Annotated in this window: 7 protein-coding genes; all 7 read right to left on the reverse strand. The window is 64.1% G+C overall.

Translation table 11 applies throughout. The features are described from left to right. Positions 1–141: 141 nt before the first annotated feature. Positions 142–939, reverse strand: coding sequence for an SDR family NAD(P)-dependent oxidoreductase (locus tag WAZ62_RS06065; RefSeq protein ID WP_422642617.1), 798 nt, complete (start codon positions 937–939; stop codon positions 142–144). Between the two features lie 10 nt (positions 940–949). Continuing rightward, on the reverse strand, positions 950–1,735 hold the full coding sequence (dmpE, locus tag WAZ62_RS06070) for a 2-oxopent-4-enoate hydratase (protein ID WP_422642618.1): 786 nt from the start codon (positions 1,733–1,735) through the stop codon (positions 950–952). Between the two features lie 57 nt (positions 1,736–1,792). After that, positions 1,793–3,169 (reverse strand): DUF1329 domain-containing protein, encoded by a 1,377-nt coding sequence (locus tag WAZ62_RS06075; RefSeq protein ID WP_422642619.1) that lies wholly within the window; start codon positions 3,167–3,169, stop codon positions 1,793–1,795. A gap of 20 nt (positions 3,170–3,189) precedes the next feature. After that, on the reverse strand, positions 3,190–5,226 hold the full coding sequence (locus WAZ62_RS06080; protein ID WP_422642620.1) for a DUF1302 domain-containing protein: 2,037 nt from the start codon (positions 5,224–5,226) through the stop codon (positions 3,190–3,192). Positions 5,227–5,367: 141 nt separating this feature from the next. Next, positions 5,368–6,216: an alpha/beta fold hydrolase gene (locus WAZ62_RS06085; RefSeq protein ID WP_422642621.1), complete on the reverse strand. Its 849-nt coding sequence runs from the start codon at positions 6,214–6,216 to the stop codon at positions 5,368–5,370. A gap of 182 nt (positions 6,217–6,398) precedes the next feature. Beyond that, positions 6,399–8,822, reverse strand: coding sequence for an efflux RND transporter permease subunit (locus WAZ62_RS06090; RefSeq protein ID WP_422642622.1), 2,424 nt, complete (start codon positions 8,820–8,822; stop codon positions 6,399–6,401). A 1-nt stretch (position 8,823) separates the two neighbouring features. Further along, positions 8,824–9,506 (reverse strand): WD40/YVTN/BNR-like repeat-containing protein (locus WAZ62_RS06095; RefSeq protein ID WP_422642623.1); only part of this gene is annotated, 683 nt, incomplete at its 5' end.

A 9,506-nucleotide genomic window follows, 5' to 3' on the forward strand; every position in this document is an offset into this window, starting at 1 on the left:
TCCATCTCTTCCTCCGGTTATCATTATCGCCGGCTGCCCCGGCTTCTCCGACCTGAACCCTAGGCCCCGCCCCCGAAAGCCGGAAGTGGCCCAAGGCGAATTCTCCGTTCACCCTCGCGAACAATGAGGGAATATCCGGCGTTACATCGCGTCGGTGTAGGTGATGTGCATGGGCAAGGTCAGGCCGCCGTCGACGACGATTTCCGCGCCCGTCACCATCGAGGCGCGCTCGGACGCAAGAAACAGGATCGCGTCGGCGATCTCGCTAGCCTGGACGAGGCGGCCCATGGGCGTGTCCCTCGACATGCCGGCGATCAGTCTTTCGCGCCCGCCCAGCATCTCGGCGACGGGGGCGAGGATCGGCGTGTCGACATAGCCGGGCAGCACCGTGTTGCAGCGAATGGGCGGCTGGAACAGCGCGGCCGACAGGGCGACGGATTTCGACATCATGCGCACCGCAGCCTTCGTCGTGTTGTAGACGAAGCTGGCGGCATGGGCATGAATGCCCTGAACAGACGAGATATTGACGATGGCACCGCCCCGCCCGGTTTCGGCGATCGCCAGCAGCCCGTGCTTGCAGCCGAGGAAGGTGCCGGTCTGGTTGATGCCGATGACGCGGTGCCAATCCTCGATCTCGGTATTGGCGACGCTCGAGGTGAAGGAAATGCCGGCGGCATTGACGACGACGTCGAGCCCGCCGAAAGCCGCTTTCGTGGCCTCGACCGCGGCGATCCAGGCCGGCTCGCTGGCGACGTCGAGGGTGACGGCGATCGCCTTGTCGCCAAGGGCGGCGGCCCTCTCCTTCGCCAGGGTCTCGTTGATGTCGGCGATCACGGCCCGGCCGCCGCGGGCGACGAAGCCCTCGACCGTGGCATGGCCGATACCGGAAGCCCCGCCGGTGACGAGGGCGACGCGCCCGGCGAAATCCTGCTCGCTCATGACGTTATCCTCAGGCGATGAAATTGGCGTGGCAGGTGCCGATCCCCTGGATCGCCACCCGGATGGAATCCCCCGCCGTCACGGGGATGAGCGCGGCGAGGGAGCCGGACAGGATCACCTCGCCCGCCTTCAATGGAATGCCGCGCGCGCCCAGCGTATTGGCCAGCCAGGCCATGGCGTTGACGGGCGAATCCAGCGTCGCCGCGCCCGCGCCAGTGCCGACGATGCGGCCGTTCTTCTCGATGATCATGCCGGCGAGGGCGAGATCGAGGCTGTTCGGATCAACCAGCCGGTCGCCCAGCACGAAGACACCGCAGGAGGCATTGTCGGCCACCGTGTCGGCTATCGCGATCTTCCAGTCGTGGATGCGGGAATCGACGATTTCGAGACAGGCCATGACGCCTTCGGTCGCGCGCAGCACATCGGCATTGGTCACGCCCGGCCCCATCAGGTCGCGCTTCAGCACGAAGCCGATCTCGCCTTCCGCCCGGGGCTGAATCATGGTCGACATCGGGATGTCGCCGCGTTCCGGCACCGCCATCGAGGCCAGCAACATGCCGAAATCAGGCTGAGTCACGCCCAGCATGGTCTGCACCGGGCGCGAGGTGACGCCGATCTTCTTGCCGATCACACGGTCGCCGGCCGACAGGCGGTGCGAGAGGAATTCGGTCTGGATCCCATAGGCGTCGTCGATCGAGATATCGAGGCCCCGCCCGGAAAGCGGCGCGATTGTCCTGCGCGCGACGAGGGCCTGGTGGAGTTCCAGGCCCAGCGCCGCGATGGTGGTCTTGTCCATCGCTGATAGCTTTCAATGAAACCGGCGGTGTCGCCACCGCCGGCCGGATCGTTGAGGTCAGACGCCGCGGCGCTTGAGTTCGGCCGGCGTATAATCGCCCGGCTTGCGGCCGCCGACGTTGAACTTCGGCTTGTTCTTCAGCTCGTTGGTCAGGCGGTCGGCCATATAGGCCCCGGACACCAGGTCGTGATAGCAGCACACCCGGGTCATGAAGATCTGCGCCGCGTAATCATAGGAGACCGTGTTGAGCGCGAAACGATAAAGGTCGCCGCGCGCGTCATACATGTCGGCCAGCAGGGGCAGATGGCTATCCTCGTCGGCATAGATGGTGCGCGCCGCATAGACGTGGCGAATGCCTTCCTTCAGCTTGGCCTTCAGCACCCAGACCCGGTGCAGTTCCCAGCGCATGAACTCGGGGTTCAGATGCGACTTGCCGAGCATGTCCTTGTAGGACGCATTCGGATCCTCGACCTTGTAGTTGTTGTAGGGCACGAAGATTTCCTTCTTGCCCACGAGTTCCCAATTATAGCGCCGGGGCGACTGGGCCCACAGGCGGGTATCGTCGACGGTGTGGAAGCCACCCGGCCCGAGCGGGTAATCACCGGCGACTTCCGGCGCCTGCTTCACGCGGCGGGTGCCCGGCACATACTGATAGGCCATGGTCGGGCTGGCGTCGAATTCCCAGGTTTCCTGGACGAGGGCGATGGAGCCGCGCTCGCGTTCCGGCTTGGTCGTTTCGCGGAAGACGAAGGATGACGGCGGCGCGCCTTCGATACGCGGCGTGTTCGGATCATAGGGCGGGGCATAGATGTCCCACTTCTGACCACCCCAGGCGATGTTGCCATCGGGATAGACCACGGCTTCGTCATAGTCGCCAGTCTCGGTGAAGGCCTTGGTCGCCGTGATGATGTTCCAGATCTGCTCGATGCCCGATTTCGGGAAGGGGAAGGCGGCGCCCGCCTTCACGTTGGTGATGCCTTCCTGGCTCGCGGTCAGGGCCGAAAGCTGGGCGTTCTGCTTGATCTGCTCGTGGGTCCAGTCGCTGTAGCGGAAATCGCGATGGCACGGATAGACGTGCATCTTGAAGGTATCGGGATAGCGCTTGAACATCGCCTGCTGGCCGGCGGACAGTTTGTCGGCATATTGCGCGACATTCTGCGCCGTGATGGTGAACAGCGGCTTCTCGGCGGCGTAAGGGTCGGCCAGCGGCGTACCGGTGCCGGCGAAGGAAATGCCCGGCGGCGTGCCCAGCCACTTGCCGGACCAGGGCGCGATGGAGCCATCGGCATTGCCTTCCTTGATCGCGCCCAGGGGGGTCAGCGACGTGCCCAGCTTGGCGATCTCGTCCGCCGCGGCCTTGGCCATGGCGAGCCTCGGCATGGCGGCCAGCAGCGCGGCGGCGCCGACGCCCCCGACGAACCTTCTGCGATCCATGATGTCTCCTCCCGTTATTTTCAGAACGTGTATTTGACCGACGCGATGGCATAGTCGCGGTCGACCAGCGGACGATCGACCGTGTCGTAATCGCCGAAGAACGCGTTGTAGGCGATGCTCATTTCGAGGTTGTTCAGATAGCGCAGCTTGACGCCGAGCGAGGCGCGCATGTCGCCCGCGCCCGACAGCGCGCCGAGCGAGCCGCTGTAGGCCGGATTGCCGAAGGCAACGCCGAAGGTCACGGGAATGAACATGTCCCAGCCGCCGGGGAAAATGTCGGTATAGGCGAATTCGGCCAGGCCCTGGAAGCCCCAGGACGTCTCATCGCCGGACAATTCATTGAATTCGTTGATATTGTTGCCGTTGCCGTCCTGCAGCGGCGCGCCATCGGCGTCGTAGAGATAGAGCGTATCGTGGCGCACCACGTGGTTCACGCTCACCTCGCCGATCAGGGTCAGCGAATCCCAGTAATCCGACGAGCCGAGGATGTAGAGGGCGTTCAGATTGGCCTGCCAGATGTCACCGCGCACCGGCTGCGGCGCCTTGATGCCCGAGATCCGGCCATCGACCAGCATGGGCGCATCCTGGCGATAGGCGAAGTCGAAGCCGAAATTGACCGCGCCGATCGAGGTCGAGGCGCTCATGCCATAGAGCTTCACATCGTCGAAATAGGTGATGGTCGAGGAATAGGGCAGATAGAGCGGCGCGACGGCGCCGACGATATCGTCGACCCCTTGCGTGACCTGATCCTCCATGCCGCCGCAGTCCTGGCCGAGCAGGGTGCACAGCGTGCTGGTGACGGCGCCGATCACGGTGCCCTTGCGGAAGATATCGGTGCGCGGGGTCGAGATTTCGAGCACCGGCAGCGGGTTCTTCTCGTGATACTTGACGAAGTAGAAGCCGGTGTTGATCGCGTCGGTCAGCAGATAGGTGAAGCCCATGCCCCACTGCGCCGCATTGTTCGGCTTCTTCTCGCCGATCACGGGAACGTCGAAACGCTGGTCGTCCGGATTGCCGACGCCGAGCACATTCTGGCTGAGGATGTTGGACAGGAGCTGGGCGATCTGCTGCGGAATGGCCAGGCTGTCGCAGTTCGGGATGCTCGCGCTCAAGGTACAGGCCGAGGCATATTGCTGAATGACGCTGGGGAAGGGATTGACCGAGCCATAGGCGAATTCCGCCCCCGGCCCGACCAGATCGGCCCGGCTGAAGTAGGAGCCGATGCCGTCGAGCTGGGTATTCTCCCAGTCGAACTGATAGTAGCCGATCAGCGACAGCCGGTCGGTCACGCCCCAGTTCATCGAGACCTGCGGCGACGGCAGCAGGATATCCTTAACCTCGGCCGCCGGGCTGTTGGCGCGGGTCGCGTCGGCGACGCCCTGGCTGAAGGAAATATTGCCGAAGAACAGGCTCTCGCCCCAGGCCACCACCTGATTGCCGACGCGCAGCGACAGGCTGGTCTCGCCGATGTCGAAAGTGCCATAGGCGAAGGCGTCGAGCAGGCGGAAGCGGCCGCCATTGGCATAGCGCGTGCCACCGACGAATTCATCCGGCGGGCCTTCATACTTGTTGATGCCGTTGGGATAGGCTTCGTCGTTCGAATTACCGCTGTGATAGACGAAATCGTAGAAAGCGTTGCCACTCACCTTGAAGCCGAAATCCTCATATTTGAAATTGGCTTCGGCGAGGGCGCTGAAGGCGTTGGTGATCAGGTCGCCACGCTTGAAGTTGCGATTCGGGTCGTCGAAATTATAGACCTTGGGTGTCTCGGTGCCGACCTGCAGGGTGGGCAGCAGCGGGATCTGCGGCAGCAAATAGACCGTAGCGTATTCGGTCTCGGGATCACGGGACTTGGGGCTGGGATCCTCGGCGCGGACGCCGACGGAATAGGCCGTGGTCACGTTGACCGACAGGCTCGCGCCATTGTCGAATTCGATCACCTCGGCGAGGGCGAAGCCGCCGGCCCCCAGGATGCCCGAAACAATGCCGACACTGGCGACGAATGGCAGCGCCGATTTTCGGTTGCCGCGCCCGATGCGCCTCGACCATGCCCCCATGACGTCCCCCTAGCCTTGTCGGGCGGCGCCTTTGGCACCGCCTCGTTTGTTCAGAATTTTAATCGGCGGCCGCGGTGGCGCCCATGGGAACTTGCACCAGAAGCGCGAAATCATTCCCATCCCAGGGGCGACTTCCCGGCCCTAGAGGCCGGGTCGTCCGAGGAAGCCCAGGCATTCCGCGTTGAAATAGTCCGCGTCCTCGATCATCACCCAGTGCCCGCACTGGTTGGAGATGATCACCTTGGCCTGCGGGCAGCGCTCCGCCAGGATCGAGGCATGGGCGACCGGCAGGAATTTGTCGTGGGTGCCCCAGAAGGCGAGCACCGGACATTTCAGCTCGTGCAGGCGATCGGCGTAGACGCCGACCTTCATGCTGGCATAGACCGGGATCGGCTGTTCGAGCGCGACCGGCCAGCGTTCCGCCACCGCTTCGTCGGTGATGTGCTTCGGGTCGAACACCAGATGGCCGAGCAGGTCGCGGAAATCCTCGATCGCGAAGGGCCGGCTGGAAATGAACTGCAACATGCGCAGCACGCCGGGCATCGAGAAGGCATATTCCTGCGGCTCCTGCAGGCCGCCGGGGGCCATCAGGATCAGCTTCGGCACGATCTCGGGATAGGTCAGGGTGAACTGCAGCGAAATGGCGCCGCCCAGCGAATTGCCGATCGGAACCACACGGGTCACGCCGCGGGCATCGACCAGCTCCTTGATCACCGGCACATGGGTATCGGTCGAATATTCGATGGTCTCGGGCTTGTCGGACAGGCCGTAGCCGAGATAATCGGGCACCAGCACATGGTAGCCGGCGGCGGCGAAGGCCGCCATGTTGCCCTTGAAATTGGAGTAACCCGAGGCGCCGGGGCCCGAGCCGTGCAGGCACAGGATGCTGGGACGATCGGCCGAGGGCGAGCCCACTTCGTGGTAATGCAGCCTGTACCCGGAGGCGAGCTGCAGAAATTTTCCGACGGGAATGGGCGACTTGTCGCTCACGCTTTATCCTCCGCTGTTCATTGGCTTCACACCAATTTGAGTTGAACCATCGCCCCAAAGCCCGGGGGCCGCATGGTCCATGCGGACTATGATTGTTGCCGTATGGAAACGGCCTGTTGCCGACAGCATTCGGGGCGCCGAGGCGCCCCGAACAATCTTTGATTTCAGTGGTTTGGCGGATGTCAGCGACTGGGCGCCACGGCCCGGTCGACCACCGCCTCGGCCGCCCGGTGGCGGGCAAAGCCCTTCTCCGGCAACAACCAGGCAGCGAGCGCGGGGAGGAGAAAAATCGCCCCGAAGACATTCACCAGGAACATGAAGGACAGCAGGATGCCCATGTCGGCCTGGAACTTCAGCGCCGAGAAGGCCCAGGTGAAGACACCGACCGACATGGTGATGGCGGTGAACAGGGCCGCCGTGCCGCGCTGCTTCATCGCCTCGTAGAAGGCCTCGCGCAAGGGACGGCCTTCGTGGCGCATCTCGTGGATCAGTCGCTCGTAGATATAGATGCCGTAGTCGACGCCGACACCGACGCCAAGCGCGATCACCGGCAGGGTCGAGACCTTGAGCCCGATGCCGAGCCGCGCCATCAGGGCGTTGCAGAAGATCGAGACGATGGTCAGCGGCACGATGATGCAGATCACCGCCTGCACGCTGCGGAAAGTGAGGAAGCACAGCAGCGAGATCGCCCCGAAGATCGAAAGCAGCATCTCGAGTTCCGCTTCCTCCACCGCTTCGTTGGTCGCGGCGGCGACGCCGACATTGCCGAAGGCGAGACGGAAGGTAACGCCATCGGTCTTTTCGGTGGCGAGGAAGCGCTTCACCTCTTCGACCACATGGGCGACCAGGGCGCCGTCGTGATTCTTCAGGAAGATGTCGACCTTCATCGCCCGGCAGCCCTCGGTGTTGAGGCCGATGTCCGGGTTATAGGCATAGCCGCCGACCGCGAGCCCCTGCGAGCTGCGCGGCAGGCCGGCCCAGCGCGGATTGCCCTCGTTCATGCCGGCGATCACCATCTTGCCGATGGCGGGCACCGACAGCACGGACTGGACGCCGTGGATGCCGCGGGCGAAGAGATCGAAACGATCGACCGCCGCCATCACCGAATGATCGAGGCAGGCTTCCGAGAAGCCCGTCGTTTCGACGATCACGGTCAATATGTCGGTGCCGATGTCGTAACGCGACAGGATCGCGCCATTGTCGACATTGTAGCGGTCGGACGGCCAGAGTTCCGGCGCACCCTGGCCGACGTCGCCGGTCTTCAGGTCGCGGGCATAGACCGCCGACAGCGCGGCCAGCGCGGCCGAAATGGCGAAGACCACCGCCGCGGGCTTGCGCGTCGCCAGCAGCGACAGCGCCCACCAGGATTTCCGCACCTCCTCGCCATCATCGACCGCATGGGCGCGGCGGCGCGCCGAAGGCTCGAGCGAGATGAGCGACAGAAGGACAGGCAGGATCATCTTGTTGGTGACGATCATCAGCATGACGCCCATCGAGGCGGTCATGCCCAGCTCGCGCACGATGTCGATCTGGATCCGCATGATGACGAGGAAGCCGAGGCCATTGGTGATGAGCGCGAGACTGCCCGGCACGAACAGGGCCTGGAACGCCTTGCGCGAGGCATGGATCGAACTGTCGCCGCCGAGCACCGACTGTTTCCAGGCATTGGTCATCTGCACGGCGTGGGAGACGCCGATCGAGAAGATGAGGAAAGGCACCAGGATCGAGATGGGATCGATGCCGGCGCCGACCATGGGCAGCAGCCCGCCCAGCCAGATCACCGGCAGCATGGCGACGACGAGCGACAGGCCGGTGAGCTTCCACGACCGGCAGTAGAGATAGAGCAGCGCCGTCGTGATCAGGAAGGAAATGCCGAAGAAGGCGATCACGCCCAGCAGACCGTCGACCATGGCGCCGACGATCATCACGAAACCGATGACGTTCACCTCGATATCGGCATTCTCGTATTTGGCGCGCAGCTCGTCGAGGCGATGGGCCAGTTCGTAGTAATTCACCCGCACCGGCTGGCCGCCGGAATATTCCTGCACCTCGAACATGATCATGGCGTCGCGGCCGTCGTTGCCGACGTAGCGGCCGATGATGCCCGCGTCCTCGACGTTGCGGCGCACCTGCGCCAGCTGGTCGTCGGTCTTGGTGAAGGTCTCGGGGATTATGGGCGCGCCGATGAAGCCTTCCTCGGTCACCTTGGTGAAGCGGACGGTCGGCGAGAACAGGGACGTTACGCGGGTGCGGTCGACGTCGGGCAGGAAGAAGACGTCGTTGGCCAGTTTCTCCATCTCGGTCATGAAGGTCTTGTTGTACATGTCGCCCTCACCCTTCCAGTGCATGTTCAGCACCACCCGGTTGTGACCGGGGAAGATGGTGGCGTACTTCATGAAGTCCTGCATGAAGGGATGCTGGCTCGGGATCAGCTTCAGAAAGCCGGGATCGAGCTGGATGTTGCGCGCCTCGTAACCCAGGAAGCCGGTGATCCCGATGGCGAGCACGAGAACGACGAAGCGCAGGCGCAGCAGAAGATTGGAACAGGCCTCGACCAGGCGCTGACCCGGCGTGCTCGCGGCCGTGTGGGAATGGGTCTTCGCCATGTCACTGTCCCCCGGCCAGGGCCGCCATGATGCGGCCCAGCGTCAGTTCCGAAATTCCCTTTTCACCGCCCGCGACCAGACGGCCGGGCGCGATCTCGACCGCGCTGACCAGGCTGTCACGACCGCCGATGCGCTCAATGCCGAAGCTCAGGCCTTCATCGGACGAAACCAGCACCGTGCTGCCCTGGCCGAGCAGGACGATCCGGCCATCCGCCAGTTTCAGCCCGCCGAACAGCGACGTTTCGGCGCCGGTCCTGATTTCGGTCCAGGTGTCGCCGAAATCGTCGGTCCGGAAGACATGACCCAGCAGCCCGAAGACGACCCAGCGCGAGGCCGAAGCCCGCACGACACCGTAAAGCGAGCCATTGTAGGGCAGTTGCACCATGTCCCAGGTCGCGCCGCCGTCCCGGCTGCGCACCACCTGGGCCATTTCGCCGGCGATCATCGCCTTGCCATCGTCGGCGCAGGCGATGCCGTTCAGATGCGGCTCGTCGGGCAGATCGACCGCGACCGCCTCGAAGCTGCGGCCGTCGTCGGTCGAGCGCAGCAGGCGGCCGAAGCTGCCGGCGGCGATGATGGCGCCCGTGCCGGTCCGGCAGGCGGCGAAGAGCGGATCGGAAGACTCGGCCTCGAAGCGCACCGGGGTCCAACTGTCGCCCCGGTCCTCGCTGCGCAGCACGAGGC

This window comes from Zavarzinia sp. (genome assembly GCF_049306435.1).
Taxonomy (GTDB): domain Bacteria; phylum Pseudomonadota; class Alphaproteobacteria; order Zavarziniales; family Zavarziniaceae; genus Zavarzinia.

Excerpts from the sequence above, each read along its gene's own strand:
- WAZ62_RS06090 (WP_422642622.1), bottom strand. The coding sequence starts at position 8,822 with ATGGCGAAGACCCATTCCCACACGGCCGCGAGCACGCCGGGTCAGCGC.
- WAZ62_RS06075 (WP_422642619.1), bottom strand. The coding sequence starts at position 3,169 with ATGGATCGCAGAAGGTTCGTCGGGGGCGTCGGCGCCGCCGCGCTGCTG.
- dmpE (WP_422642618.1), bottom strand. The coding sequence starts at position 1,735 with ATGGACAAGACCACCATCGCGGCGCTGGGCCTGGAACTCCACCAGGCC.
- WAZ62_RS06065 (WP_422642617.1), bottom strand. The coding sequence starts at position 939 with ATGAGCGAGCAGGATTTCGCCGGGCGCGTCGCCCTCGTCACCGGCGGG.
- WAZ62_RS06080 (WP_422642620.1), bottom strand. The coding sequence starts at position 5,226 with ATGGGGGCATGGTCGAGGCGCATCGGGCGCGGCAACCGAAAATCGGCG.